This window comes from Mesorhizobium japonicum MAFF 303099 (genome assembly GCF_000009625.1).
Classification (GTDB): Bacteria; Pseudomonadota; Alphaproteobacteria; order Rhizobiales; family Rhizobiaceae; genus Mesorhizobium; species Mesorhizobium japonicum.
Map to the genome: position 1 here is coordinate 2,015,135 of NC_002678.2, position 24,786 is coordinate 2,039,920.

26 protein-coding genes are annotated in these 24,786 nt (G+C 64.3%); 12 read left to right on the forward strand and 14 right to left on the reverse strand.

Features of this window, described 5'->3' with window-relative positions; genetic code table 11:
• Positions 1 to 47: 47 nt before the first annotated feature.
• Positions 48 to 1,046 (forward strand): hypothetical protein, encoded by a 999-nt coding sequence (locus MAFF_RS10870; RefSeq protein ID WP_010910954.1) that lies wholly within the window; start codon positions 48 to 50, stop codon positions 1,044 to 1,046.
• 40 nt (positions 1,047 to 1,086) lie between these two features.
• Here the strand turns inward: MAFF_RS10870 and MAFF_RS10875 are convergent, their stop codons facing one another.
• A complete protein-coding gene (locus MAFF_RS10875) occupies positions 1,087 to 1,878 on the reverse strand; it encodes an alpha/beta fold hydrolase (RefSeq protein WP_010910955.1) in 792 nt (263 codons plus the stop codon).
• A 100-nt stretch (positions 1,879 to 1,978) separates the two neighbouring features.
• On the opposite strand from MAFF_RS10875, the gene MAFF_RS10880 reads away from it, so the two are divergent.
• Positions 1,979 to 2,902 (forward strand): LysR family transcriptional regulator, encoded by a 924-nt coding sequence (locus MAFF_RS10880; RefSeq protein WP_010910956.1) that lies wholly within the window; start codon positions 1,979 to 1,981, stop codon positions 2,900 to 2,902.
• A gap of 83 nt (positions 2,903 to 2,985) precedes the next feature.
• Here MAFF_RS10880 and MAFF_RS10885 read toward each other — a convergent pair whose 3' ends face one another.
• From MAFF_RS10885 to MAFF_RS10900, 4 genes are all read right to left on the reverse strand, one after another.
• Positions 2,986 to 3,693 (reverse strand): GIN domain-containing protein, encoded by a 708-nt coding sequence (locus tag MAFF_RS10885; protein ID WP_010910957.1) that lies wholly within the window; start codon positions 3,691 to 3,693, stop codon positions 2,986 to 2,988.
• Between the two features lie 48 nt (positions 3,694 to 3,741).
• Complete coding sequence (locus MAFF_RS10890) at positions 3,742 to 4,308, reverse strand: DUF1700 domain-containing protein (protein WP_044548241.1); 567 nt, start codon at positions 4,306 to 4,308, stop codon at positions 3,742 to 3,744.
• Complete coding sequence (locus tag MAFF_RS10895) at positions 4,305 to 4,631, reverse strand: PadR family transcriptional regulator (RefSeq protein ID WP_010910959.1); 327 nt, start codon at positions 4,629 to 4,631, stop codon at positions 4,305 to 4,307. Before MAFF_RS10895 ends, MAFF_RS10890 begins: the two co-directional genes overlap by 4 nt.
• A gap of 181 nt (positions 4,632 to 4,812) precedes the next feature.
• The gene (locus MAFF_RS10900; protein WP_010910960.1) at positions 4,813 to 5,262 is read right to left on the reverse strand and encodes a GatB/YqeY domain-containing protein; all 450 of its coding nucleotides are present in this window, start codon (positions 5,260 to 5,262) and stop codon (positions 4,813 to 4,815) included.
• Between the two features lie 271 nt (positions 5,263 to 5,533).
• On the opposite strand from MAFF_RS10900, the gene carA reads away from it, so the two are divergent.
• Entirely contained in the window at positions 5,534 to 6,739 is a 1,206-nt protein-coding gene (gene carA / locus MAFF_RS10905; protein ID WP_044548242.1) for a glutamine-hydrolyzing carbamoyl-phosphate synthase small subunit, read from the forward strand.
• A gap of 2 nt (positions 6,740 to 6,741) precedes the next feature.
• Here carA and MAFF_RS10910 read toward each other — a convergent pair whose 3' ends face one another.
• The 3 genes from MAFF_RS10910 to ypfJ form a co-directional block, all read right to left on the reverse strand.
• Positions 6,742 to 7,662, reverse strand: coding sequence for an aldo/keto reductase (locus MAFF_RS10910; protein WP_010910962.1), 921 nt, complete (start codon positions 7,660 to 7,662; stop codon positions 6,742 to 6,744).
• Positions 7,659 to 8,924, reverse strand: coding sequence for a TCR/Tet family MFS transporter (locus MAFF_RS10915; RefSeq protein ID WP_010910963.1), 1,266 nt, complete (start codon positions 8,922 to 8,924; stop codon positions 7,659 to 7,661). Before MAFF_RS10915 ends, MAFF_RS10910 begins: the two co-directional genes overlap by 4 nt.
• A 155-nt stretch (positions 8,925 to 9,079) precedes the next feature.
• Positions 9,080 to 10,000 carry a KPN_02809 family neutral zinc metallopeptidase gene (gene ypfJ, locus MAFF_RS10920; RefSeq protein ID WP_010910964.1) on the reverse strand — a complete coding sequence of 307 codons (921 nt, stop codon included), beginning with the start codon at positions 9,998 to 10,000 and terminating at the stop codon, positions 9,080 to 9,082.
• Between the two features lie 220 nt (positions 10,001 to 10,220).
• Here ypfJ and MAFF_RS10925 point away from each other — a divergent pair, with 220 nt between their 5' ends.
• Positions 10,221 to 12,260 carry a hypothetical protein gene (locus MAFF_RS10925; RefSeq protein ID WP_244420774.1) on the forward strand — a complete coding sequence of 680 codons (2,040 nt, stop codon included), beginning with the start codon at positions 10,221 to 10,223 and terminating at the stop codon, positions 12,258 to 12,260.
• 131 nt (positions 12,261 to 12,391) lie between these two features.
• On the opposite strand, the gene MAFF_RS10930 is transcribed toward MAFF_RS10925, so the two are convergent.
• Positions 12,392 to 12,580 (reverse strand): hypothetical protein, encoded by a 189-nt coding sequence (locus MAFF_RS10930; protein ID WP_019860505.1) that lies wholly within the window; start codon positions 12,578 to 12,580, stop codon positions 12,392 to 12,394.
• Between the two features lie 1,265 nt (positions 12,581 to 13,845).
• On the opposite strand from MAFF_RS10930, the gene MAFF_RS10940 reads away from it, so the two are divergent.
• Positions 13,846 to 14,145 (forward strand): GlsB/YeaQ/YmgE family stress response membrane protein, encoded by a 300-nt coding sequence (locus MAFF_RS10940; RefSeq protein ID WP_010910967.1) that lies wholly within the window; start codon positions 13,846 to 13,848, stop codon positions 14,143 to 14,145.
• 94 nt (positions 14,146 to 14,239) lie between these two features.
• Here the strand turns inward: MAFF_RS10940 and mntR are convergent, their stop codons facing one another.
• Positions 14,240 to 14,692 carry a manganese-binding transcriptional regulator MntR gene (gene mntR / locus MAFF_RS10945; protein ID WP_010910968.1) on the reverse strand — a complete coding sequence of 151 codons (453 nt, stop codon included), beginning with the start codon at positions 14,690 to 14,692 and terminating at the stop codon, positions 14,240 to 14,242.
• A gap of 230 nt (positions 14,693 to 14,922) precedes the next feature.
• On the opposite strand from mntR, the gene MAFF_RS10950 reads away from it, so the two are divergent.
• The 3 genes from MAFF_RS10950 (at position 14,923) to MAFF_RS10960 (ending at position 17,952) form a co-directional block, all read left to right on the forward strand.
• Entirely contained in the window at positions 14,923 to 16,287 is a 1,365-nt protein-coding gene (locus tag MAFF_RS10950; RefSeq protein WP_010910969.1) for an Nramp family divalent metal transporter, read from the forward strand.
• A 54-nt stretch (positions 16,288 to 16,341) separates the two neighbouring features.
• A complete protein-coding gene (locus tag MAFF_RS10955) occupies positions 16,342 to 17,184 on the forward strand; it encodes a protein-L-isoaspartate O-methyltransferase family protein (RefSeq protein ID WP_010910970.1) in 843 nt (280 codons plus the stop codon).
• Between the two features lie 117 nt (positions 17,185 to 17,301).
• Complete coding sequence (locus MAFF_RS10960) at positions 17,302 to 17,952, forward strand: dihydrofolate reductase family protein (protein ID WP_044548244.1); 651 nt, start codon at positions 17,302 to 17,304, stop codon at positions 17,950 to 17,952.
• A gap of 61 nt (positions 17,953 to 18,013) precedes the next feature.
• Here MAFF_RS10960 and MAFF_RS10965 read toward each other — a convergent pair whose 3' ends face one another.
• Positions 18,014 to 18,922, reverse strand: coding sequence for a LysR family transcriptional regulator (locus MAFF_RS10965; RefSeq protein ID WP_044548245.1), 909 nt, complete (start codon positions 18,920 to 18,922; stop codon positions 18,014 to 18,016).
• A gap of 56 nt (positions 18,923 to 18,978) precedes the next feature.
• Here MAFF_RS10965 and MAFF_RS10970 point away from each other — a divergent pair, with 56 nt between their 5' ends.
• Positions 18,979 to 19,578 (forward strand): LysE family translocator, encoded by a 600-nt coding sequence (locus MAFF_RS10970; protein WP_010910973.1) that lies wholly within the window; start codon positions 18,979 to 18,981, stop codon positions 19,576 to 19,578.
• Between the two features lie 200 nt (positions 19,579 to 19,778).
• Here MAFF_RS10970 and MAFF_RS10975 read toward each other — a convergent pair whose 3' ends face one another.
• Positions 19,779 to 20,573 carry an SDR family NAD(P)-dependent oxidoreductase gene (locus tag MAFF_RS10975; protein WP_010910974.1) on the reverse strand — a complete coding sequence of 265 codons (795 nt, stop codon included), beginning with the start codon at positions 20,571 to 20,573 and terminating at the stop codon, positions 19,779 to 19,781.
• Positions 20,574 to 20,784: 211 nt separating this feature from the next.
• Between MAFF_RS10975 and MAFF_RS10980 the strand changes: the two genes are divergently transcribed.
• Entirely contained in the window at positions 20,785 to 21,240 is a 456-nt protein-coding gene (locus tag MAFF_RS10980; RefSeq protein WP_010910975.1) for a MarR family winged helix-turn-helix transcriptional regulator, read from the forward strand.
• A gap of 81 nt (positions 21,241 to 21,321) precedes the next feature.
• Here the strand turns inward: MAFF_RS10980 and MAFF_RS10985 are convergent, their stop codons facing one another.
• Positions 21,322 to 22,500, reverse strand: coding sequence for an MFS transporter (locus MAFF_RS10985; protein ID WP_010910976.1), 1,179 nt, complete (start codon positions 22,498 to 22,500; stop codon positions 21,322 to 21,324).
• Positions 22,501 to 22,706: 206 nt separating this feature from the next.
• Between MAFF_RS10985 and MAFF_RS10990 the strand changes: the two genes are divergently transcribed.
• On the forward strand, positions 22,707 to 23,063 hold the full coding sequence (locus tag MAFF_RS10990; protein WP_010910977.1) for an ArsR/SmtB family transcription factor: 357 nt from the start codon (positions 22,707 to 22,709) through the stop codon (positions 23,061 to 23,063).
• Positions 23,064 to 23,096: 33 nt separating this feature from the next.
• Here the strand turns inward: MAFF_RS10990 and MAFF_RS10995 are convergent, their stop codons facing one another.
• On the reverse strand, positions 23,097 to 23,567 hold the full coding sequence (locus tag MAFF_RS10995) for a nucleoside deaminase (protein WP_010910978.1): 471 nt from the start codon (positions 23,565 to 23,567) through the stop codon (positions 23,097 to 23,099).
• Between the two features lie 217 nt (positions 23,568 to 23,784).
• On the opposite strand from MAFF_RS10995, the gene MAFF_RS11000 reads away from it, so the two are divergent.
• Entirely contained in the window at positions 23,785 to 24,543 is a 759-nt protein-coding gene (locus tag MAFF_RS11000) for a metallophosphoesterase family protein (RefSeq protein WP_010910979.1), read from the forward strand.
• The last annotated feature ends 243 nt before the right edge of the window (positions 24,544 to 24,786 follow it).

A 24,786-nucleotide genomic window follows, 5' to 3' on the forward strand; every position in this document is an offset into this window, starting at 1 on the left:
TATAACACCGCAACGATTCGCATGGCTTCGGCAGGAGAATTGAACAGGTGCGGTTGAGATTTTTCCCTCTGGGTATAGTCGTCACCCTCAGCCTTCTTGTCATCGTCATTGCGTTGACCGCGACGGTCCGGTCCAATGCCGCGCCCTCGGCCATCCCGGCCTGGCTGCAGGCGCATGTCGGCGACAGCGACGGCCAGATCTCGACCGTGGTGCTGGAGCGGGCGCGGGGGCTCTACCTGAAAAAGGTGGCGCAAGGCGCGGTCAGGAACCCCTGCTATTTCGCCATGGATGCGACGCGTCCCGGCGACATGGGCAACGGCGTGCTCGGGCGCCGGTACTACGTCATCTGCGAGGCCAGCCAATCGTTTCGCGCCATCTCGTCGGGTCACGGCGGCGGCCGGAATCTCAAAGGCACGGTCGATTTTTCAAACGGCAGGCGGTGCTCCAAGAACTTCGGCAATGCCATGGATTCGGAACTGACAGCCGGCGGCGCCTACATGACCAGCGAGGCGAAAACATCCTTCAAGGGTTTTTATCGCACCGGTGCGAAACGGGACGTGGCTTTCCAGCGCACCTTCATCCAGTTTGACGGCGAAGGCGAAGCCGCCAATGCCAGGCAGCGGGTGATCGGCGGCCATGCGGCGCAGGTGCTGCGCGGCATGTGCATGCGCAAAAGCCCCAACAGCTCGTACGCCGACCATGATGGCCTGGTGCCGTTCGGCAAGCTTGTCGACTATGCCGGCGGCCGCAGCAATGGCTGCACCAGCTGGTCGCCAACGGATGCGCAGCAGATCATCGCGATGGTGAAGGACGATCCGACGACGCTCTACATCTATCCGGAATCGCGCGACATCGCCGCCGTCGCGCAGGCGGCAAAAAGCCATTCGCCATCGGGCGAAGCACCCTATTGGAACGCATCGTGCCTGAAGGAAATCGGCGCGCCGAAATTCTGGCCGCGCAAAACCCTCGAACCGATCATAGCGCAATACAAGCAGGACCACCCGGCACCGCCACCGCAGCCAATGCCGATGTGCAAGGGGCCGTGAGGTCCGCTCCACAGCAGACCCCACGGGAGCAAACCTTCGGTCAGCGCAAGAAATCGAGCACGGCCTCCATGAACTCCGCCGGATACTCCACGTTCGACAGGTGGACCGCGGGCAGGACAACCAGCTTCGCGCCGGCCACGGCTGCCGCGATCAGTTCGCTGTGGCTGGCCGCCGTCACCGTGTCATGCTCGCCGGCGATCACCAATGTCGGCCGGTTGATCAGTGCGACAGTGCGGCGAAGATCGGCATCGCGAACGGCGGCGAACAGGCCAGCCAAGCCTTGCCGGTCGATAGCGAGCAGCATCATGCGAAATTCCTCGATGACCGGTTCGTTGGCCGCCACCATCCGCGCGGGGAACCAGTTGTTGAGGAAGATTTCGGCGGTTTCAGCCATGTCCGGCGCCTGCCGGACAACGGCAATCCGCTCGTCGAAATAGCTTGCCGGCGCCAGATGAGACGAGGTGTTGCTCAGGATCAGCCGGTCGATCCGCTCCGGCGCGTGGATGCCGAGCCATTGCCCGACGAAGCCGCCCAGCGACAGGCCAAGGAAATGCACGCGCCCAAGACCGAGTGCATCGAGCAGCTCGATCACATCGCGGCCAAGCCGGTCGAGCGAATAGGCACCGACCGGGGCGCTTGACCCGCCATGGCCGCGAAAGTCGTAGCGCAGGACGCGGAAATGCCTGGACAACTCGTCGGCCTGCCCGTCCCACATGTGCAGCGTGGTGCCGATGGAGTTCGATAGCACCAGCACCGGCTTTGCGGCATCGCCATCGAAACGGTAGGCGATGCGCGTGCCGTCGCCGACAGTCACGAAATTCAGCTCACTCATGATGAAAGTCCTTCTGGAACGTTGAATGAGGCGGAACGTAGTCGCGACGAGCTTTTGTTGATATTACAAAGATAGGACAAACTCAGTAGTCAAAGCTGACATGGCCGAATTCACCTTGCACGATTTGCAGTGCTTCGATGCGGTGATCCGCACCGGCGGCTTTCAGCCGGCGGCGGCGCTGCTGCACCGCTCGCACCCGGCGGTGTTCGCCGCCGTCGCCAAGCTCGAACGACAGCTCGATCTCGTTCTCCTGGATCGCAGCGGCTATCGTGTGCGCCCGACCGAGGCGGGGCTATCGTTCCACCGCCGGGCGCAATCGCTGCTGCGCGAACTGGACGGCCTGCGCGTCCATGCCGCCCAGCTCTCGATGGGCGAGGAAAGCGAAATCCACGTCGTGATCGGCGACCTCTGCCCACGGCCGCAGGCGCTGGGCATGCTCGGACGGTTCTTCGCCCAATGCCCGGGCACGCGCCTGCATCTGCATTTCGAAGCCGTCGGCGGCCCTCGGGAGCGGCTTTTCGATGACGAGGCCGACCTGATCCTGCACTGGATCGACAAGGGCGATGCGCGGGTGGAATGGATCGATCTGTGCAAGGTGCCGTTCATTCCCGTGGCGGCGCCAGGCTTTTTGCCCGAGCGCCTCACGCAGCCGATCACGCTGGACCAGATGCAGGCGCTCACCCAATGCGTCATGCGCGACACCGCCCGCCATTCGCCTCGGCAGGACTACTTCATGGTCGAAGGCGCGCCGCAATGCCTGGTGCCCGACCAGGGCATGAAGAAGGAGATCATCCTGCAAGGTCTCGGCTGGGGCCACCTGCCCCACTTCCTGATCGAGGAAGAATTGCACGATGGACGCCTGCGCTCCATCGCCGGCCGCCACATGCCTGGCCGCACCGACGAGCTGGTGGTGGCGCGCCGCCGCGACCGGCCGCATGGGCCGATCGCCAACCGGCTATGGGATCACATCCAGCAGGAGGCGCCGGCCTTGCGCCTCGCATTGGAGCCTCGGAAAATCGCCTGAGAGGTAGCGAGCGCGCACTGGAGCGGACTGGCAAGCCCTAAAGCCTGTCACGATCCGGCCTTTCGACGGTTGCAGGCCGCCGGCTACGGCACCTGCGTGATGCTGCCGCTGCCTCTGACCTGCGACCGCCGCATGGTCGGGTGCCCATAGAGATCGACGTCACCGCTGCCGGAAATCGACACATCCGCATCCGCCTGTGCGGTAACCTCCGCGTCGCCGCTGCCGCGGATCTCGACCTGCGCGGATTGGGCGATCAGGTCTTTGAGCCGCCCCGAGCCCGAACCGGAGATCTCCAGATCGACCGTTTGGGTCGTTCCGGTGGCGACCACGCTGCCGCTGCCGCGAATGTTCAGCCGTAGCTCGCGCTGGTTGACCTGCGGCAGGGCAAGCTCGCCACTGCCGACCAGTCTCCAGTCCGAAATCACCGGCCCCGACACGGTGACGTCGAGCCGGGGCGAGAACCAGCCCGTCTCACAATCCAGGCTGAGTTGGCTGCCCTCCATGCGCACATGATCGATCAGCGTGGAATCGCCGCTGACGACAGCTTCGGCCTTGTCGCCCGGCTGGTAACGGACCGAAGCCGGCAAAGCGATGGTGAAGCTGTCATTGGCGCTGAACGGCAGCGTTACTTCCTTTCTGACGGATGTGATCGCGCCGCAGGTGGATTGGCCGCTGATCCACGAGCCCCCCGCATTGACCCAATCCGGCCCGGCAAGCCCGATGCCAACGGCCAAAAACAGGGCAGCGCCGACCAACCCGGCTGTCGCGACAAATGCCAGTTTTCCAGTCATGATCCGTTTCCTTCAACGTGATGACGAATTGCAAGCGCTTGGCAGCGCTCAATCGGAGCTGCGGTCGGCTTGCGCGATACGGGAATGCAGTCGGGCATAGCGCCCGACAACCCGTATGCCCGCGCCCATGCCCAGCAACAGCAAGGCGCCGCCGCCAAGGAAGCCGCTCACCAGTCCGGCGCCGATGAAGAGGCGTCCCAGCGTGAGCGAGAAGGCAGTGCCCGGCTCGAACAGCAGCGTGGTGAGAATGGTCTTGATGCCGAGCACGCCGATGGCGACGAGCGTGATGCCAAGCCCGAGCGCAAGCACGACCGCCGTGATGAGCAGCGGCAACAGGAAGACGATGTCGACGAAGGCAAGGCCGGCCAGGGCGATCGTCGCCGCCAGCATGTTCGACACGCTCCAATGCGCTTCGAAACGGCGCAGACCCGCCTCGGCGCGCAACTCGCGGGCGATCCTTGTCGGATCACCGAGCGCCGCCGCGACCTCCGCTTCGCCGCGGCCCGAGGCATCGGCGAAATGGGCGGCATAGTCGCCAACAATATCCTCGATCTCCCGCGGCGGCAGGCCGGCAAGTCCCTGTCTCAGCGTGCGCAAGAAGGCGTCCCTGGTCATGGCAAATCCTCGAGAAGTCTATCGACGGCCCCCGCGAAGGAGCGCCAGTCGCGGCGATGGGCTTCGAAAGCCTGCTGGCCGAGCGGCGTGAGCCGGTAATATTTGCGCGGCGGCCCGCTGCTCGACTCGACGAGGCGGGTGGCCACCAACCCGTCATTCTGCATCCGGCGCATCAGGGGATAGATCGTGCCCTCCCCCATGTTGACCGCGGCGACCAGCGTGCTGGCGATCTCATAGCCATAGCTCTCACCCCGCGACAGCACGGCCAGAACGCACAGATCAAGCGCGCCTTTTCGCAACTGGACGAGGATGGAATCGGTCATGGCAGGCCTCGACTTCGAGACCTGTATATAGCATGCTACCTGTTTATGCAAGGTAGTGAGTTGGAGCGACCTCCGCCATCGTGCTCATGCCGATTCCGCGCGGAGCTGGATGGTGCGGAAATCCCGATTGGGACGAGAAACTCGCTAACTCATTGCCAGGATGACGGTGGCGGGAAAAGCCCTACTGCAGCAGCCCTTTGACGATCCCGCTGGCCTTGCCGAAATCCATCTGGCCGGCATATTTCTGCTTCAGCGCAGCGATCACCTTGCCCATGTCCTTCTGGCTGGCCGCACCCGTCGCCGCGATCGCCTCGCGGGCTGCCGCCGTGATCGCCGCATCGTCGAGCTGCGTCGGCAGGAAGCCGCGGATGATCTCCATCTCGCCACGCTCCTGTGCGGCCAGTTCCGGGCGCTTGCCGTCTTCGAAGGCCTTGGCCGATTCCTCGCGCTGCTTCACCATCTTGGCCAGGATCTGCAGGATCTCCTCGTCGCTGGCGGGGTCCTTGCCGGCACCGCGATTGGCGATGTCGCGGTCATGGATGGCGGCCTGGATCAGCCGCAGTGTCGGCAGCCGGTGCTTGTCCTGCGCCTTCATCGCGCTCTTCAGGGATTCGGCGATTTTTCCGCGCATCGTGCTCTTCTCCTACAAACGGCGCGGACCATAACCTCGCCGGGAGCACAAGGCAAATCTCGAGCTGACCGACAAACCACTGATATTGTTCGACGAAATAAATCAATGCGGGGCCTTGGCTGCATCATTGACCCTTCTGGCACCTTCCCCTATGTACTCGGCCTTGCATAAGACAATGAATTGACGTGCTGAGGCTCGAGAAATCGCTGCCACGCCGTTTGCTGCGCGGATGGTCCATCATCGAAGCGCATAGCCTGATAGGAGTGCCGCCATGGCCGAGATGACGCCCGCCTGGGCCACCGAAAAGCCGACCGCCCTTCTGGTGCTGGCCGACGGCACCGTCATCGAGGGTCGGGGCCTCGGCGCCACCGGTTCCGCCGTCGCCGAAGTCTGCTTCAACACCGCGCTCACCGGCTACCAGGAGATCCTCACCGACCCGTCCTATGCCGGCCAGATCGTCACCTTCACCTTCCCGCATATCGGCAATATCGGCACCAATGGCGAGGACATCGAGGACCTCAATCCGGCCGCCCGCGCCGGCGCTGTCGGCGCCGTGTTCAAGGCCGATGTCACCAACCCGTCCAACTACCGCGCCGCCGGCCACCTCGACCAGTGGCTGAAGAAGCGCGGCATCGTCGCACTCTCGGGCATCGACACCCGCGCGCTGACCGCGCTGATCCGCGAAAAGGGCATGCCCAATGCCGTCATCGCGCATGCGCCGGACGGTGTCTTCGACCTCGACGATCTGAAGCAACGCGCCGCCGCATGGTCGGGCCTGATCGGGCTCGACCTCGCCAAGGAAGTCACGTCGGGCCAGTCCTCGGTCTGGCGCGAGACGCCTTGGGTGTGGAACGAAGGTTTTGGCGAGCAGGCCGAGCCGTCGCTGCACGTCGTGGCCATCGACTACGGCGTCAAGCGCAACATATTGCGCCTGCTTGCCGGCCTCGGCGCCAAGGTGACTGTCGTTCCGGCAAACACCGGTTCGGAAGAAATCCTCGCCATGCAGCCCGACGGCATCTTCCTCTCCAACGGCCCCGGCGACCCGGAAGCCACCGGCGACTATGCCGTGCCGGTCATCCAGGATCTGCTGAAGACCGACATTCCGGTGTTCGGCATCTGCCTCGGCCACCAGATGCTGGCGCTGGCGCTGGGCGGCAGGACCGCCAAGATGCACCAGGGCCATCACGGCGCCAACCATCCGGTCAAGGACCACACCACCGGCAAGGTCGAGATCGTCTCGATGAACCACGGCTTTGCCGTCGACGCCGACTCGCTGCCAGAGGGCGTCGAGGAAACCCATGTCTCGCTGTTCGACGGCTCGAACTGCGGCATCGCGCTCACCGGCCGTCCGGTGTTCTCGGTCCAGCATCACCCCGAAGCCTCGCCCGGCCCACAGGATTCCCACTATCTGTTCCGCCGCTTCGTCAACCTGATCCGCGAGAAGCGCGGCGAGGAACAGCTGGCCGAGCGGGTCTGACCTTACGCCACTGGCCGGCCTTCACTCGCCTCCAGTATGGCGAACCATTGCTGGCGGTCGAGACTGATCTCCAGCGCCTTGACCATGGCCGCCAGCCGTTCCGGCTTCATCGACCCCAGCACCGGCACCAGCCGGGCCGGATGCCGCAACAGCCAGGCGATGGCAACAGTGGCGAGATCGCCGGCGCCGACCTCGGCGGCCACCGCCGCGAGCGCTGCCCGCACCCGTGCTTCCCGGCCTTCCTTGCCGGTGAACAGCGAGCCGCCGCCGAGCGGCGACCAGATCATCGGCGCGTAGGCCAGACGCTGCGCGTGGTCGAGACTGCCGTCGGTCAATGCGGACGTCTTCAGCACCGACATTTCGATCTGGTTGGTGGCGAGCGCGAACGGCAGCCGCGAGGCCAGGAGATCGAATTGCGACGGCGTGAAATTGGAAACGCCGACCGCCCTCGCCTTGCCCGCGTTGACCAGCCCGGCCAGTGCCGCCGCCGTCTCGTCGGCGTCCATCAGCGGGTCCGGCCGGTGCAGCAGCAACAGGTCGAGATAGTCGGTGCCGAGATTGGCGAGCGAGCGGTCGACCGATGCGGTTATGTGGGCGGCGCTGGTGTCGTAATGCTTCAGCCGGTTTTGCGGCCGGTTGGCCGAGGGCAGCATGATGTCGCATTTCGAGACCAGCTCGATCTGATCGCGCTTGCCCCTCCAGCGCGACAGCCCGGCGCCGAACGCCGCTTCCACCTCGTAATTCCCATAGATGTCGGCATGGTCGAAACTGGTCAGCCCGAGATCGACGGCGGTGCCAATCAGCCGCGCGACCTGATCGGCATCCGGGCGGACACCGCCGTCGAGCAGGCGCCAGGCGCCGAAGACCAGCCGCGACAGCGATACCCCGTCCCTGGTCAGCGCGATGCGGCCGTCATGGCTCATGCCTGCGCTCCATCTTCCGCGACGACGGTCGTGGCGTTTGTCATCGTCGCCGGCCGCGCCACCTTGGTAACGAAGACGATCAGCGCGAGCACCAGGAAGCACGCACCGACTAGATAGGGCGCGCCGCCGAAGGTCACGGGCGCGCTTGGCCCGGTGAACCAGGAGAAGATCGCCGTGTAGAGCAGCGGCGTGATGATCGAGGTGATCGAGAAGAGCGAGGTCATCGCGCCCTGCAACTCGCCTTGTGCAGAAGGGGGAACCTTGGCGGCGGCGAGGCTTCTCAGCGGCGGGTCGGCCAGCGCTTCCAGGCAACCGACGACGATCACCGCATAAATCATCCATCCCTGCGAAGCGAAGGCATAGCCGAAGGCGCTCACCGCCGTGAAGGTCAGGCCGATGACCGCCGTCTTCCATTCGCCGAGCCAGGGGATCACACGCGGCAACACGACAGCCATGACGATCGCGCCGCACAGGCCGAAGGCGCCGAGCGAAAAGCCGATCTGCTGCTCGCTCCAGCCGTAGCGGTAGCTGGAGACGAACGACCACACCGCCGGATACATCATGTGCCCGAGCGTCATCAGGAAGAAGACCAGGCCGATCCAGCCGATGCCTTTGTATTGGCGCATCTGCAGCAGCGTGCCGACCGGGTTGGCGCGTTTCCACTCGAAGCGGCGGCGATGCTTTTCATCCAGCGTTTCGGGCAGGAAGACCATCGCGATCAGGAAGTTCACCAAGGCGAGCCCGGCGGCGAAAAAGAACGGCACGCGCGGCCCGAACGTGCCGAGCAGCCCGCCCAGCACCGGGCCGATGACGAAGCCGACGCCAAAGGCGATGCCGAGCAGGCCGAAATTCTTCGCCCGGTTCTCGTCGTTCGAGATGTCGGCGATGAAGGCCGACGTCGTCGAATAGCTGGCGCCCGAAATGCCGGCCAGCACACGGCCGATGAACAGCATCGGAAAGGACCATGCGATGGCGCAGATCAGATTGTCGATGGAGAAAGTCAGCACCGAGGCAAGCAGGATCGGCCGCCGCCCGAAGCGGTCGCTCAACCCGCCCATGATCGGCGCGAAGAAGAACTGCATGGCCGCGTAGACGAAGAACAGCCAGCCGCCCTCGATCGCCGCCTCGCTGACGCCGACCCCGGTCAATTCCTGCAAATAGGCCGGGAGTACCGGCATGATGATGCCGAAGCCGATGATGTCGAGCAGCAGCGTGGTGAAAACCAGCGCGAGGCCCCGCCTGGCGGTTTTAGGGTCGATCATGATGGGTCAGGCTCCTCTGATCGCCCGGGGCGCAGGCGGACGAACCTTATAGGCGAGCGCGCAAAAAGGAACAATACGGGAACAGCCAGGAATCGTTGATCCTGACTCCCCCTGACGGCAACTTCGCCGTCAGGCTGCTAGCGTGGGACAAGTGCTTAAAGCGGGCCGCTCATCGTGTTGCAGTCCGAAAGCTTGCCGCTCTTGTAGCCGCGCGCCAGCCAGGTCTGCCGCTGCTGCGAAGTGCCGTGGTTGAAGCTTTCCGGCACGACATAGCCCTGCGTCCTCTTCTGCAGCGTGTCGTCGCCGATTTGCTTGGCCGCGTTCAGGGCGCTTTCGATGTCGCCTTGCTCCAATATGCCCTTCTGCGCGGTGTAATGCGCCCACACGCCGGCGAAGCAGTCGGCCTGCAGCTCGATGCGCACCGACAGCTGGTTGGCATCGGCCTCGCTCATGCCCTGCCGCATCTGGTTGAACTTGGACATGATGCCGGTGAGGTTCTGCACGTGGTGACCGACCTCATGCGCGACGACATAGGCTCTGGCGAACTCGCCCGAGGCGCCGAACTGCTGGTCGAGCTGCTGGAAGAAGGTCATGTCGAGATAGACCTTGTGGTCGCCCGGACAATAGAACGGTCCGGCTGCCGCCGAGGCAAAGCCGCAGGCCGAGCGGACCTGGCCGGAAAACAGCACTAGCTTGGGGTCCTCATAGGTCAGGCCTTGCGACTTGAAGATGCCGGTCCAGGTGTCCTCTGTTTCGGCCAGAACGGTCGCGACGAACTGCTTCATCTCGTCATTGGCAGGTGCCGTGCCGCTGCCCTGGCCGCCGCCATTGTCCGATATCTGGCCACCGCCACCCGGCAGCAAGCCGCCATCGCCACCGCCCAGGATCGCCGAGGGATCGAAGCCGAAATACCATCCCGCGATCACCACCAGGATGACGAGGAGGATGCTGCCGCCGCCACCGGTCCGGCCGCCGATAGGAATTTGGAACCCGCCGCCGCCGCCGATCCCACCGCCGCCGCTGTCGCTGCGGTCGTCCTCGATATTGTCACTCTGACGACGGCCTCTCCAGAGCATGGCAACTCCCCGTGATAAACTTCCTCGTTGCTCCGGCAAGGCCGGCTCAACCCAACAAACAATTATCCCAATGGTTGCGCCAAGTCACAGTGTTTTTCGATGGCCAGGGCGATGCCGGCATGACCTCTCGCCGCTCTGGCCGGAACCTTGGAAGGCTTGTAGCATCGCCCGTGACGGAGGAAGCGAGGGGCGGTTGCGAACGATCGGTCAAATATTGTTGGTGTTGGCATTGAGCTGCCTGGGCTTGCGGGGTGCCAACGCTGTAACGCTCGACTCCAGCGTCGCCGTCACCGATCCCGCCACATTGCAGGCGCTGGAGCGCGGCGGCCTGTCGATCAGCCGCCTGCTCGGACCCGCGCTCGGCCTCACCCGCGATGTCGACAATCGCGGCCTGTTTTCCGTGCCGGCGCTGGCCACGGTGCGCGACACGGTCAAGCAGGAGATATCGGACGAGCCGAAGACCAGCCCCGACCCCTATGTCGCCGCCATGGCCAAATCGAACGACGCCAGCCAGAAATTCAATCCGAAATACATCGACGATGACGGCTCGACGCTGGACCTGACCGGCGTCGTCAACCGCATGGATCGCGGCTATCTCGGCCACACCGAATGCGGCGAGATCAGGCTGATCTACCGCTTCCACTATTCGGTCACCGAAAAGCCGGCCAAGGGCAAGGTGGCGCAGCGCATCTCCTCGCGCCTGCCGCTGACCATGAGCCTGGTCTTCAATGCCAAGCCGACGCGGGTGCAGGCGCGTGCCTCGAAGGATCTGCCTGCTGCCACTGACGTGTCCTGCGCCGACGTCGCCCAACGCTGGCTCGCCGCCGGCCAGAAAGAACTGCCGCCCGAGCAATTGGCCGCCTGGCTGCGCTCCGACGAAGGCCCGCTGTCCGGCGCAATGCTCAATTCCTCGCAGATCATGCGGCTTGAGCTCAACATGCAGGTGCTGCGCCTGTCGGCCTCGACGCGGCGCGACTTCGGCGGCCATGCCGAATATCTCCTGAAGATCTTCAAATGGGATCCGGCGACCGCGAGCTTCCATGAATCGAAAATGGAGAACCAGATCGACCGGGCGACGGTGCTGGCCGACAAGCCGTCCTTCGCCAAATGGCTGCTCACCGACCGCAACATCTACGATCTCGACCATGGCCGGCTGGTCATCGACGAAAAGTTCCTCGCCAAAAGTGCCGTTTCCGTCGCGCCCGGCGGCCTGAGCCGCTCGCAGAACAACATCGCCTATGGGCTGGTCGACGATGCCGATATCGACAAGGCGCTGAAGGATTACGTCGCCAGGGGCAACACGCTCGCCACCATCAGGTCGGTTGCCGGTTTCAATTTGCGGCTGAACGAAATGAGCTGCACCGGCTGCCATCAGACCCGTGGCATTGCCGGCTTCCACTACACCGGCGCCGACCCGGCCAGCGAACCGCGCCGCAACGCCGTCTTCGTGCCGGGCTCGGCGGTGTTCTTCGCCGACCTGCCGCGCCGCCGCGCCATCGTCGAGCAGTTCGCCGCCGGCGGCCATCCGGATTTCACCAGAGGGTTCGCCGCCCGCCCGGACCAGAAATACGCCGAAGCGCTGAACGGCACCGATCTCTACAATGGCTGGGGCTCGATCTGTTATCGCGGTGACGACGCAAGCTTCAAGGACTGGACATGCGGCTCGGGCCTGCGCTGCGCCGGCGTCCACGAAAGCGCCATCCATCCGGGATTCGGCACCTGCGTCAGCGACAAGGGCACCGCGGTCGGCGACCCCGTCGAGTTCGGCGAGATCAAAATGTCGACATGGGGCAACGACCAGTATTGCCGCCTGTCGCCGGCCACCGCAAAGGCCTGCGCCATTGACCCCGCGCGCGACAAGAAGCCGGTGGTGAAACTCGCCGGCTATGGCGCGGCACGCCAGCGCTACGACAATCCCGAGCAGAAGACCGGCGGCTTTCCCGGCGGCATGCTGCGCAAGGCAAGCTGCGACAAGCTTCCCGACGAGGCGACATGCGGCCGTCTCGCCAAGACCGGCTTCAACGACTGCATCGCGTCGGGCAAGGACCACAAATTCTGCACCAGGGAGTTCACCAAGACCGCGGGCCTGCGCGCCTGCGACAAGGCGCATCCCTGCCGCGAGGACTATATCTGCACCGCCGGCTATGACGATTTACCCCAGGCCAAGCCTGGCGAAGGCACCTGCATCCCGCCCTATTTCATCTTCCAGTTCCGCGTCGACGGCCACCCTAGAAGCTGGGTGCAGGATGTCCGCGAGTGAGGGAACGGTTTGCCGCAGGCAAATTGAAAGGTCCACTGGACCTTTCAAAGGGCTAGAGCATCCGGAGCCGTAGCGGAGGGCAACCGGCCGCTGAACAGACAGCGTCCGCCTGCCGCTGACGTCGGTCCGCCTCAGCTTTTCTGCTTGGCGCCGGCGCTCTTGCCGTCGGAGCTTTTCGAGCGCTCCTCGAAACGCGCCGCACCCTTCTTCAGGGGATGGCCGGTCTCGGCCTCGGTCTTGCGCTCGTCCTTTGCCGCCGCCTGCTTCAATCCCTTGGCGGCCTGCTTGCCCTTCGCGGTCGGGGCCTGTTCGACGCCCATTGCTTCCTCCCTTGGCGCGATATCGCGCTGTGTGAGGAGCAACGTGCGTAAGGGGCTGCGGTTCCGGCGGCCTCTCCAAGAACGGCTGAGCGCCGTCAAAGCCATTCCAGAAAGTGTAAAAAACGCCGCTCCAACAAATCTAAGCCGGAGCGGCCGCTCGTCGCCGTCGCGTTCGTAGCAGCTGTGGCTGCAAGGGCTGCAAGAGCCAAGAAATAATATCCTCCGATCGCAATGGGCGAGGACGATTCGACGTCTGGCAGGCCGCCATGAGCTTTGTGCTGCACCTGGTTGAACATTCCCTGGAGGTTTTTTCAGAACGTCGGCGCGTGAACCACATGCCCCAACTGCGAAAGATATCCGCATTTCAGATAGGTCCGCTGGAACAAGAATGCCCAGCGGAACGTTTATACTGCATCACGTCACAGGCATTAGGCCCTGCCCAGGGCAAGAGCGGCGAACGGCGAACATAGCCGGGAGCGCTCATTGGAGGCGCATATGGATATCACCACGATTCTGGTCATCGTTCTTATTGTTTTGCTGCTAGGCGGCGGCGGTTTCTACGGCCGCGGGCGCTGGTACTAAACTGTGAGGATCGTCGTCGAGTCAATCGGAGCCTCTTGGTCCCGCTTTCCGACATAGAAATAGATACCTGGAGGCATGAGCCATTGAACATTCGGCGCAATAGCGTTTCGGAGGTTCGTTGACTTCTTGCCGTACCCTTTTGCTTATCAATACCGTTTTGGCGGGTTTCGTCCTTGACTGAATCAACCAGTCGACGGCGCTCGTGCTCCGTGTTGAACGAGGCGGGATCGGTCAGGCAATCCTCGTAGTCGCAAACAGAAGACCAAAACGACATCCTCGGCTCGATCGTTGAGCGAGACCCATCACACCATCAAGGCTCCTGTAAGCCGGGCTCTTCCTCGCGCCAAGAAACGTCCGACGTTCGCTCTCAGCTCCCGCTGCGTCCCCCCGGGGGTACATCATCCAGCTGATCAAACGCCAGGAGCAATGAGGCGACGCGATTTGTCGGAGAAAGACAATCTGCCAAGCCCGTGTAATTGTCGACAAGCCAGTTGAGAGCCACCTGCACGATGACGAAGGCCGCCGTGACCTGGGCAACTTCTCCAAGCGACATCGTTCCGATCAGTATTTCGGCGCGCAGAGAACCCAGGCGATAGCGGGGATGGAGGATCGGCTATGGAGTTAGCGCGCTAATTTACGGGCACCAATCACACAGCAAAGAAAGGGAGCCCGGGAGGATCACCATGCATCTGTCGAACGAGAGCATCATTGTCATATTGGTTGTCGGCCTTGTTGCCGGATGGTTGGCCGGGAAGATCGTGCGGGGGGCTGGCTTTGGCCTAATCGGGGACATAGCAATCGGGATCATCGGCGCGTTCATCGGTGACTGGCTACTGCCTCGCCTAGGCATCCATCTTGGGAGCGGAACGATCAGCTTGATCGTCAACGCCACCGTCGGTGCGATCGTACTTCTCCTCATCATCCGGTTGGTTGCCGGTGGCGGTCGCTTCGGCGGCGGATGGGGTGGTCGTCGGTGGCGCTAGCCCGCGGTTGCGAACCCATCGTCCCCAACGACGGGCGCAATCGCGTTTTCGCACAACCTCGTTCGAACGGTCATTAGAACGATTGGGTCTGACCCTAGCGCGGCGCCGTCATCGCCTTGCGAAAAGCCTCCAGCGTCTCGGCGCTGACATGATGCTCGATGCCCTCGGCATCGATGCGCGCGGTTTCGGCGCTGACGCCGAGCGAGCGCAGGAAGGCTTCCACCGTCTGGTGGCGGATGCGGCTTTCCTCCGCGACCTTGCGGCCGGCTTCGGTCAGGAACACGCCGCGATAGGGTTTTCTCGACACCAGCCCGTCGGCGCAAAGGCGCGTCAGCATCTTGGCCACTGTCGGCTGCGCGACGCCGAGACGAGCGGCAATGTCGACCTGGCGCGCCTCGTTGCCGTCCTCGATCAAATCGGCGATCAGCTCGACATAATCTTCGACCAGCGCGCTGCGGCGCGCTTGGCGCTGCTGCCGGAAGCCTTCCGAATGGACATCGGCGTCGGGCAATGGCTCACGCGGGACAGATCTGTTCTTCAGCGCCAATGCGCGCTCCTCCTCGGGAGTTTAGCCGTTCCTGCTTTATAGCACGGGCTCTGATTCTTCAGGCCGTTTATTTGCATTCCCCCACAGGTGCAACCGGCGTTTCCGATCGCCGCTTCGCAAACCCGGGCGAACGCCGGCAAAAAGCACAAACAATGAAATATAGCCTATTGCATAATGTTGAGCCATGGCATAGCTTATGGACGTCCCCGGAAGTCTCGGAAAGCCCTTTCATGTCAGACGCAGAAGCCACAGCCCCTCGATCCTCATGGCGGTTCGCCGGACGGGACGAGGACGACCAGCCCAGCCTGCGCGAAGTCAATTCCACCATCGCGGTGCCGAGCTCGGGCGTCTGGTTCCGCCGGCTGTTCGCCTTCATGGGGCCGGGCTATATGGTTTCGGTCGGCTATATGGATCCGGGCAACTGGGCGACCGACCTCGCCGGCGGCGCCCAGTTCGGCTACACGCTGCTGTTCGTCATCATGCTGTCCAACCTGATGGCGATCCTGTTGCAGGCGCTGGCCGCGCGGCTTGGCATCGCCACCGGCCGCGATCTCGCTCAGGCCTGCCGCGCCTATTATCCCCGCCCGGTCAATTTCGTGCTGTGGATCGCCTGCGAACTCGCCATCATCGCCTGTGACCTCGCCGAAGTCATCGGCACCGCGATCGCATTGAAGCTTCTGTTCGGCATTCCGCTGATCGGCGGCGCGATCCTCACCGCGCTCGACGCCTTCCTCGTGCTGCTGCTGATGAACAAGGGGTTCCGCTATCTCGAAGCCTTCGTCATCGCGCTTTTGATCATCATCTTCAGCTGCTTTGCCATCCAGATCTTCGTCGCCGCTCCACCGGCCGGCACGATCCTGCATTCGATGTTCGTGCCGTCCTCGGAGATCGTCACCAATCCGGCGATGCTCTACATCGCCATCGGCATCATCGGCGCCACGGTCATGCCGCACAATCTCTATCTGCACTCCTCGATCGTGCAGACCCGTGCCTATGAGCGCACCGAAAAGGGCAAGCGCGACGCCATCAAATGGGCGACGACGGACTCCACCATCGCCCTGATGCTGGCTCTGTTCGTCAACGCCGCCATCCTGATCGTCTCGGCCGTCGCCTTCCACAACACCGGCCACCAGGATGTCGCCGAGATCGACCAGGCTTTCGAGCTGCTGTCACCGCTGCTCGGCCTCGGCATCGCCTCGATCCTGTTCGCCGTGGCGCTGCTCGCCTCCGGCCTGAATTCGACGGTGACGGCGACGCTTGCCGGCCAGATCATCATGGAAGGCTTTCTGCGCCTGCGCATCCCCAACTGGGCGCGCCGGCTTCTGACGCGCGGCCTCGCCATCGTTCCCGTGGTGGTCGTCACCGCGCTCTATGGCGAGAAAGGCACCGGCCAGCTGCTGGTGTTCAGCCAGGTGATCCTGTCGATGCAACTGCCCTTCGCGGTGGTGCCGCTGGTGCAGTTCGTTTCCGACAAGAAGAAGATGGGCAACCTCGCCATTCCGCGCGGCGTCGCAGCCCTCGCCTGGGTGGTTGCCGCCATCATCCTCGTGCTCAATTTCAAGCTGCTCTACGACACCCTGTTCGGGGTTGGCTGAGTCTGGCGCGAATCCGGAGACAAACCGCAAGATCGCGCTATCTTTCCCGGTGCCATGAGCAAAATTGAAGACATCAGGAAATTCTACGCCCGGCTGATGGCGGCCAATGCCGCCTCATCGGATCCACGCCTGGAGCAGGTCTTCGCCACTGTTCCGCGCGAAGCCTTTCTCGGCCCGGGGCCGTGGACGATCGTCGCCGGCAGCGGCAGGGTTACCACGCCGAGCGCCGACCCGGCCCATATCTACCAGAACGTGCTGGTGGCGCTCGATGCCGACAAGGGCATCAACAATGGCGAGCCGTTCCTGCACGCCATGTGGATCGGAAAATTGGCGCCGAAACCCGGCGAGGCCGTCACGCATGTCGGCGCCGGCACCGGCTACTACTCCGCCGTGCTGGCCAGGCTGGTGTCACCTGGCGGCACCGTCACCGCCTTCGAGCTCGAAGGCAGGCTGGCCGATCTGGCGCGCAAAAATCTCGAAATCTACGGCAATGCGACGGTCATCCATGGCGACGCCGTGACCAGGCCCTTGCCGCCATCCGACATCATCTATGTCAACGCCGGCGTCGTCGCCCCGCCGGTCGGATGGCTTAAGGCGTTGCGCCCCGGCGGCCGCATGATCTTCCCCTGGCGCCCATCCGAACGCGTCCCGCTGGCGGTGATGGTGACCCGCACCGAAAAGGGCTTTGCCTGCGATCCCTTCATGCGCTCCTGGTTCATCCCCTGCATCGGTGCTTCGGTTGCGGATCTTGCGGCGAAGATCCCGACACCCGAGCAAGCGACGCGCAGCCGGTCGATATGGCTGACGCAGCACAAGGCGCCGGATCGCACCGCTACGGCGATCTTCGGCGACGTCTGGTTCTCGACGAAAGACGTCCGTGCCAAACCCGGCAGCTGAGGCATCGATGCGCGGATTTGGCCAAAATTTCTCAGGCCCTGTCGGGGCGGGTGCGGGCCAGCCGTCCTTGGGCCACAATCCGCCCGCGACGGCGTGGATGGAACAAGGGAGAGACCCATGAGAAAGATCATCGCCGCCACCTTCGTCAGCCTCGACGGTGTCATGCAGGCCCCCGGCGGACCGGAAGAGGATCCGGTCGGCGGCTTCAAGTTCGGCGGCTGGACCTTCCATTACTTTGACGAGGTGGGCGGCGCGGCAATGGATGAACTCTTCTCCAAACCCTTCACCTTGCTGCTCGGCCGCAGAACCTACGACATCTTTACCGCCTACTGGCCGTATCAGAAAGATCCGATCGCCGATGCCTTCAACCCCGCGACCAAATATGTGGCGACGCATCGGCCTGACACACTCACCTGGCAGAACACGCAATGGCTCGGGGAAGATATCGTTGCGGCGCTACGCCGCCTCAGCAAGCAGGATGGACCCGACCTGCTCATCCAGCGATCGGCCGACCTGATCCAGACCTTGCTCGCCAACGGGCTGATCGACGAAATCCGGCTGATGATCTTCCCGCTGTTGCTGGGCAAGGGCAAGCGTCTGTTCGGCGATGGCGCAATGCCGGCCGCGTTCAAGCTTGTGAAGTCGCAGACGTCCAGCACCGGCGTCATCATCGCGACTTACGAACGATCAGGCGAAATCGAGGTCGGCTCCTTTGTCATGGGCGAACCGTCCGTCGCCGAGCTGGAGCGGCGCAGGAACTGGAAGTAGCGGACGGCCTTGGTTACCTTTCCTCTCCCTCCGGAGGGAGGAACCCAAGTTCCGCTTGGTCTCAAGCCGCCGCCGGTCGCCGCGCCAGCCCATCCCTGATATGCCGCGCGAATTCCTGCGCGGCCGGGCCGACGCCGTGCCGCGGCAGATGCAGATTGATGGCAAAATTCGGCAGTGGCGGCAGACCGACATCGAACGGCAAGATGTCGAGATCGGCCGGCACGGTGGAGGCCAGCCAGGTGGTGACGGCGAGGTCGGAGCGCACGGTCGCCGTCGTGGCGTCGATGTTGCCGTTCTCGAACACGGTGCGCCACTCCAGCCCATGCTCGTTGAGCGCCGCAAGCACGACAGGGCGAAAGGCGCAGGTGTCGGCGACGATCGACACCGGCAGCGGCCGCTTGGCGCGGGCAACGCCGCCTCTGGCGCCGACCCAGACCAGCCGGTCGATGGCCAGGCATTCGCCCGATGTCGGGCCGACCCGTTCCTCGATCACCGCGAGGTCGATGGTTCCGGCCGCTAGTGCTGACGCCAGTTCCGGCGATGACGCGCAGACCAGCGAGATCTCGACCTGCGGATAGGTCTCGGCATAGGCCTTGAGCACCGGCGCCAGCAGCGTGCCGACCAGATCATAGGGCACGCCGAGCCGCACCTGGCCGGCGACGGCCGAGCCCGCCATCTCGGCCCAGATCTCGTCATTGAGGCTGAGCAGGCGCTTGGCCTTGTCGAACAGCCGCTCGCCGGATCGCGTCAGGCGCAGGCCGCGCCGGTCGCGCTCGAACAGGACGCAGCCGAGCGTCTGTTCCAGCCGCTTGACCTGCTGGCTGACGGCGCCTTGGGTCAGGTGCAGCGCATTGGCCGCCGCCGTCATGCTGGCCTTGTCGGCGACCATGACGAAGGTGCGCATCAGCGCCGTATCGAGATTGCGGATCATGTCGCCATTATAGATGCTAATGCCAAGCATCGCAAACATTGCATTTACTGATGCCAGGTCAAGCCTACTATGGAGCCTTCGACGTAGGACGCCCGATGCTCCAGCCTATCCTGCCGCTCATCCTGTTTGCCTTCGTGGCCACCGCCACGCCCGGCATCGCGACGACCTTGTCGACCGCCTCGGGCGCGCAGTTCGGCTTTCGCCGTTCGGTCCCGCTGATGATCGGCAGCGCCGCCGGCCTCGCCACGGTGACGGGGGCTGCCGCCGCCGGGCTCGCGGGCCTGCTGTTTGCGGTGCCTTCGCTGCAAATGGCGATAAAGGTGATCGGCTCGCTCTATCTCCTGTGGCTGGCGCTCAAGATCGGCCGCGCCGGACCGCCCAATCTCGATGTGACCATGGCGAAACCGAACAGCTTCCTTGGCGGCGCCGGCATCCAGTGGATGAATCCCAAGGGCTGGGCGATGGGGCTTGGTGCGGCGGCCTCGTTCGCCGCACTGGCCGATGGACCAGGACACCTCGCTCTGCTGCTCGGCTCGACCTTCGGCCTCGCCGCCGCCGTTTCGCTGTCCGTCTGGTGCATGGCCGGCATGGTGCTGGCCCGGCTGCTCAAGACCGAATGGCAATGGCGCGCGCTCAACATCGTGCTGGCGCTGGTGCTGGCCGCGTCGATCATCCCGATGTGGCGGTCGGCTTAGGACACTCAAGCTAAGTCTGCGCCAGCACCCCCACCCGGACCTTCGGTCCGACCTCCCCACGAGGGGGAGGTCGGGAGCGCACCTTTTGCGGCGTTTCCATAAGAGTATTGTCGCATGGGCGGACAAGGCGCTTCCTCACCCTCCCCTTGTGGAGGGTCGGGGTGGGGGTGCTGGTCGCAACGCGAACCAGCCCTTGACCCTCAAGCCGCGTAACGCGCCGCCGGCTTGTCGGCGTGCAGGCTGCCGTAAAAGGCCTGGCGGGCGCCGAGGAAGGTGTCCAGCTTGGCGGCATCGGCAAGTGCCGGCACGGTGACGGCTTCGCCCCTGGCCAGGCCGACAAGCGCGGCATCGACCATATCGTCGGCGGACATGATGATTTCCTTCGGAAGCTGGTCGATATCGCTGCCGGCCAGTTCCCAGAAATCGGTCCGGGTCGCGCCGGGAAGCACCACCTGCACCTTCACGCCAGTACCCGCCACCTCGCGGTGCAGCGCCTCGGTGAAGTTGACGACATAGGCCTTGGTGCCGCTGTAGATGCCGCCGAACGAGGTTTCATAGGCGAGCACCGAGGCGATGTTGACGATGGCGCCGCGGTTGCGCGCCAGAAGACCCGGCAGCACCGCACGGGTCAAACGGGTCAAGGCGATGACATTGACCTTGATCATGCGTTCGGCCGCGTCGGCGTCGGCCGTTGCCACCACCTGCTGGCCGCCAAGGCCGGCATTGTTGACCAGCAGCGTCACGCTGTCGTCGGCCGATATCGCCTGCTCGACGCGGCGCACATCATCGTCGTCGGAGAGATCGGCGCTGATCACGCTGACCTTGCGGTCGTAGGCGTAACGCAGCTTCTCGGCCAGTTCCTCGAGCCGGTCGGCGCGCCGCGCTACCAGCACGAGATCATAGCCCTGCCCTGCCAGCCTGTCCGCATAGATCGCGCCGATGCCAGACGACGCGCCGGTGACGACCGCCGTGCCCTTGTTTGCCTGTCCACTCATTGTCCTGTTCCTTCTGTCTCTGTTCGCTTCGAACTGGCAGCCGTCGCCGCAGGCATTCGCCTCGGCTCGCCGGCGCGCCGCCTGATTGAGTTAGTGGCATATGCCACTTTCGACGAAGTAGGCATATGCCACTATCTTGTCAATAAGTGTGTTCGGGATTATTTGTCGGGCAGCGGCCGGACAGAATTTTCACCGGTGCCGAGGAACCACCATGCCGAAAGACACGCTGCCCGGGCTGACAGCCTGCAACTACGCCTTGCTGCGGCGCGCGACGCGCAAGCTCGGCCAGTTCTATGACGACGTGCAGGCCCCGTCCGGCCTCAAGGCCACGCAGCAAGGCCTGCTCTACCAGATCCACATCGGCGACGAACCGGCCATGGGCGCCATTGCCGCTGCCCTGGTCATGGACCTTTCGGCGCTCGGCCACACGCTGAAGCCGCTGATCCGCGACGGTTTTGTCGAGACCTTCGCCGATCCGGACGACCGCCGCATCAAGCGGGTACGGCTGACCCAGCAAGGGCTGGTCAAGCTCGATGAGGCGATGAAGCTGTGGCAGGTCGCCCAGCAACGCTTCGAAGAAGTGGCGGGTAAGGAAAAGGCGGAACGCCTGCGCGCCGTGCTGGATGACATCAGCGCGCTGGACTTTGATTTGCCGCCGGCTACCTAAGCAATGCCAGGAAAAGTGTGAAACGGTTTTCCGTCGGGAATTGCGTCAAAATGGATTGGCAGCCGACGGCTTTCGAAGAGACTATTCGGCCGGCATCGCGACCGGCCGTGCCGCCCAGCGGCCGGCCAGCACGATGCCCAGCCCGATCAACGGGAAGGCAGCCGCGACCAAACCGAGATCGACCGGCGCGCCGTAGCGCAGCACACCACCGCCGACCACCGCGCCAAGCGCCACCCCGAGATAGAGCGCCGACCCGTTGAGCGACAGCACGATCGGCGCGGCATCAGGCGCCAGCTTGATGATGCGGCTGGCCTGCGCCGGCGGGAACGCCCAGCCGACGATGCCCCACGGCACCATCATTGCCATCAGCGCCGGCCCGGCAATGTGCTGCGGCAGGAAGGCCGGCACGACCGACAGCATCACCAGCATGGCCGCACTCAGCGTCAGCGACCAGCCGACGGTGCGGGTGGCACCGAAACGATCGGCCGCCTGGCCGCCGGCAATGTTGCCGATGACGGCGCCGACGCCGAAGGCGAGCAGCATGCCGGGCAGCGCGATCTGGCTGAGCCCGGCGCCCTCGATGGCGAGCGGCGCGACATAGGCAAAGACGGTGAAGGCGCCGGTCAGCGCCAGCAATGTCGTCACCAGGATCGGCATCACCCCGGGCCGCATGGCGGCCGCCAGCCGGCGCTTCAGCGGCAGCCTGGTGCCGACGATGCCGCGCGGCAGCCGGTACCACAGGATGGCGCCGGCAAGCGCGCCGAGCCCGGCAATGGCATAGAAGGTGCCGCGCCAGCCGGCGATCGTCGCGACCAGCGCGCCGAGCGGCGCACCGACGGCGACGGCCACTGTGGTGCCGCCGACGACAACGGCGATGGCGCGTGCCCGGTGATGATCATCGACCAGCGCCACCGCCGTACCCTGCGCGGTCGCGGCGAACAGGCCCGACGACAGCGCCATGATGACGCGCGCGATCAACAGCACTTCGAAGGAGGAACTCAAGGCGGCGGCAATGTTGCCGATGACGAAGAACACCAGCGTCCACAGGATGACGCGGCGCCGGTCCCATTCGCCTGTCAGCGTCGCCAGGATCGGCGTGCCGATGGCGTAGGCGAGCGCGAAGGCGGTGATCAGCGTGCCGGCGAGCGGAATGGAAATGCCGGCATCCCTGGCAATGTCGGGCAGAAGGCTGGAGATGACGAAGCCCTCGGTCGAGATCGTGAACGATCCGAGCGCAAGCCAGAAGAGGCGCTTGTCCATGGCAGGGTCCTTAGTTCAAAAGTTATTGAACAATTGGACATAACAGGGCATGATGTCAATGAAGCCAGGGCAAAATAGCTGAACCATCCTGACAGCCCTGTGTCAGCACGATCGTTCGGTACGGATAGAAACGGGAGAAACAGTGTGTACGGGCTGGCGAGGACGGATGCGTTGAAATCGGCCCGAACTGCGCTTAGGTTCCAGCCATGACGTTACCTCATCCCAATACGGACCAGATCAGCCTGCCGATCGTGCTTGGCGTGCTCGGCGACCCGACGCGGCTGGCCATCGTGCGCTATCTCGCCAGCAAGGAAGGCGTGGCGCTGAACTGCAGCCAGTTCCTCGATCTCGGTTCCAAGACCAATCTCAGCTACCACCTTGCCAAGCTGCGCGAGGCCGGCGTCACCCGCGCCGAAGTGGTCGGCACAAACCGCATGATCACGCTGCGCCGCGCCGACCTCGACGCCCGCTTCCCCGGCCTGCTCGACAGCGTCATCGCCGCCGCCGTCGATGACCCCGCTCTGCCGGCGGTCGGCGGCCACGATATTGAGATGCCGGCCTAAGTCTGCAGGTTCTGGGCTAAATTTCTGTCGCCGCTAGCGCTGCCAGAAACCGATATGAGGGGCGAGAAGCTCCTCCTCCATCTCGGGGATGGGGCCGTGGACCTCGACCGGCTTCTGCCCGGAGTCGAGGACCGTGCGCGAGGAGAGGTTCATCGTCGGATTCTCGGCATGGTCGCCAGTCAGCGTGAGAAGCTTGGTCTCCTCGAAGCCGTAGACCAGCCGGCCGATATTTGCCCAATAGAGCGTTCCTGTGCACATCGCACAGGGCTCGCCGGTCGAGACCAGCGTGCAGGACCACAGGAATTCCGGCGGATAGGCGTCCGCGGCACGCCGGCCGAGTTCGGTTTCGGCGTGGCGCACGGTGTTGATGTTGCCTTGCCGCATCAGGATGTGATCATCGGGGCCGACGAGTACACAGCCGAAAGGATGGTGCCCATGCGCGGCAGCCTCGCGCGCGACGTCATTGGCGGCGCGCAGGTGGGCGAACATCTGGTCGCGGGTCATCGCTTGGTGCCTTCCGGGCCTGTCTCAGCGGATATCCCACATCAACTCCGGGACGGCATGGATGGTAGCAGATGGAATGCTGCCTCGCGATAGCCATGGGCGGGCTGCGCGGTGGTTCCGGCTGCCCCAAAAGGTGGGGACTTGATTAGAAAGGCGGCGGCTTGATAACGAAGACGGGCCGGAGTCCCGATGGGGCCGCACCATGGGAGCCCGCCGCATGCGCATAGCCGTCCTCGCCGATATCCACGGCAACGTCCTGGCGCTCGATGCGGTGCTGGAGGATTTGGCGCGTCGCGGCGGCGCTGAGCTCACCGTCAATCTCGGCGACAGCGTTTCCGGGCCGCTCTGGCCGCGCGAGACGTTTGAGCGCCTGGAAGCGCTGAACCTGCCGACGGTGCGCGGCAACCATGACCGCCGCGTCGCGATCGATCCGGCCGATGAGACCATGTGGGCGTCCGACGTCTATGCGCAGGAGCGCCTGACGCAGGCGCAGCGCCAGGTGCTGTCCGCCCAGCCGCTGACGCTGGAGATCGCGCCCGGCATCGTCGCCTTCCATGCCCGACCCGACCATGACGAGAAATACCTGCTCGACGCGATCGTCGATGGCCAGCTGGTGCGCGCGCCGCTGGCGGCGATCAGGCGCCGGCTGAAGGCGCTCGATCCAGCCTGCCGCATCGCGCTGTGCGGCCACAGCCACCGCCCGGAACTGATCCGCATCCCCGACGGTCCCGTCATCTTCAATCCGGGCAGCATCGGCTGCCCCGCCTATGACGATTCCACCCCGCCGGCACATGTTTCCGAACAGGGCTCGCCGCATGCGCGCTACGGCATCGTCACCTTGGGCGGCGCCGGTCGGCCCGATCGTTTCGAGACGATCGCCGTCGACTACGATCACGAAGCGGCGGCACGACAGGCCGAACAGGCGGGAAGGCCGGAATGGGCTCACGGGCTCAAGACCGGCTTCATGCCGGGCTGAAGCTTGCTTCATGCCGGGCTGAAGCTTGCTTCATGCCGGGCTGAACGAAGCTCGTGCCCCAAGCGGAATGCCTTGCATGCAGCTCCCCGGCTGAGGGCCGGCTGAAACGCCTTCGCGGCCACACTCAAGGCGTAGACATCTCGCTTGTAGACACGGCGGCGCAGCGTCGCTTATAAAACCGGCTTCGCGTGCGGCAGCGTTTTGGGTTCGGGCGGTGCCTTTGGGAATGCAATTGATCGCCGA

Bases quoted from the DNA above. Each gene is read 5' to 3' on its own strand.
- MAFF_RS10890 (WP_044548241.1), bottom strand. From the start codon at position 4,308: ATGACCAGGGACGCCTTCTTGCGCACGCTGAGACAGGGACTTGCCGGC.
- MAFF_RS10940 (WP_010910967.1), top strand. From the start codon at position 13,846: ATGCATCTGTCGAACGAGAGCATCATTGTCATATTGGTTGTCGGCCTT.
- MAFF_RS10915 (WP_010910963.1), bottom strand. From the start codon at position 8,924: ATGATCGACCCTAAAACCGCCAGGCGGGGCCTCGCGCTGGTTTTCACC.
- MAFF_RS10970 (WP_010910973.1), top strand. From the start codon at position 18,979: ATGCTCCAGCCTATCCTGCCGCTCATCCTGTTTGCCTTCGTGGCCACC.
- MAFF_RS10990 (WP_010910977.1), top strand. From the start codon at position 22,707: ATGACGTTACCTCATCCCAATACGGACCAGATCAGCCTGCCGATCGTG.
- MAFF_RS10880 (WP_010910956.1), top strand. From the start codon at position 1,979: ATGGCCGAATTCACCTTGCACGATTTGCAGTGCTTCGATGCGGTGATC.
- MAFF_RS10965 (WP_044548245.1), bottom strand. From the start codon at position 18,922: ATGTTTGCGATGCTTGGCATTAGCATCTATAATGGCGACATGATCCGC.
- MAFF_RS10980 (WP_010910975.1), top strand. From the start codon at position 20,785: ATGCCGAAAGACACGCTGCCCGGGCTGACAGCCTGCAACTACGCCTTG.
- MAFF_RS10930 (WP_019860505.1), bottom strand. From the start codon at position 12,580: ATGGGCGTCGAACAGGCCCCGACCGCGAAGGGCAAGCAGGCCGCCAAG.
- ypfJ (WP_010910964.1), bottom strand. From the start codon at position 10,000: ATGCTCTGGAGAGGCCGTCGTCAGAGTGACAATATCGAGGACGACCGC.
- MAFF_RS10885 (WP_010910957.1), bottom strand. From the start codon at position 3,693: ATGACTGGAAAACTGGCATTTGTCGCGACAGCCGGGTTGGTCGGCGCT.
- MAFF_RS10875 (WP_010910955.1), bottom strand. From the start codon at position 1,878: ATGAGTGAGCTGAATTTCGTGACTGTCGGCGACGGCACGCGCATCGCC.
- MAFF_RS10910 (WP_010910962.1), bottom strand. From the start codon at position 7,662: ATGAGCCATGACGGCCGCATCGCGCTGACCAGGGACGGGGTATCGCTG.
- MAFF_RS10955 (WP_010910970.1), top strand. From the start codon at position 16,342: ATGAGCAAAATTGAAGACATCAGGAAATTCTACGCCCGGCTGATGGCG.
- MAFF_RS10960 (WP_044548244.1), top strand. From the start codon at position 17,302: ATGAGAAAGATCATCGCCGCCACCTTCGTCAGCCTCGACGGTGTCATG.
- MAFF_RS11000 (WP_010910979.1), top strand. From the start codon at position 23,785: ATGCGCATAGCCGTCCTCGCCGATATCCACGGCAACGTCCTGGCGCTC.
- MAFF_RS10900 (WP_010910960.1), bottom strand. From the start codon at position 5,262: ATGCGCGGAAAAATCGCCGAATCCCTGAAGAGCGCGATGAAGGCGCAG.
- MAFF_RS10975 (WP_010910974.1), bottom strand. From the start codon at position 20,573: ATGAGTGGACAGGCAAACAAGGGCACGGCGGTCGTCACCGGCGCGTCG.
- MAFF_RS10950 (WP_010910969.1), top strand. From the start codon at position 14,923: ATGTCAGACGCAGAAGCCACAGCCCCTCGATCCTCATGGCGGTTCGCC.
- MAFF_RS10995 (WP_010910978.1), bottom strand. From the start codon at position 23,567: ATGACCCGCGACCAGATGTTCGCCCACCTGCGCGCCGCCAATGACGTC.
- MAFF_RS10985 (WP_010910976.1), bottom strand. From the start codon at position 22,500: ATGGACAAGCGCCTCTTCTGGCTTGCGCTCGGATCGTTCACGATCTCG.
- carA (WP_044548242.1), top strand. From the start codon at position 5,534: ATGGCCGAGATGACGCCCGCCTGGGCCACCGAAAAGCCGACCGCCCTT.
- MAFF_RS10895 (WP_010910959.1), bottom strand. From the start codon at position 4,631: ATGACCGATTCCATCCTCGTCCAGTTGCGAAAAGGCGCGCTTGATCTG.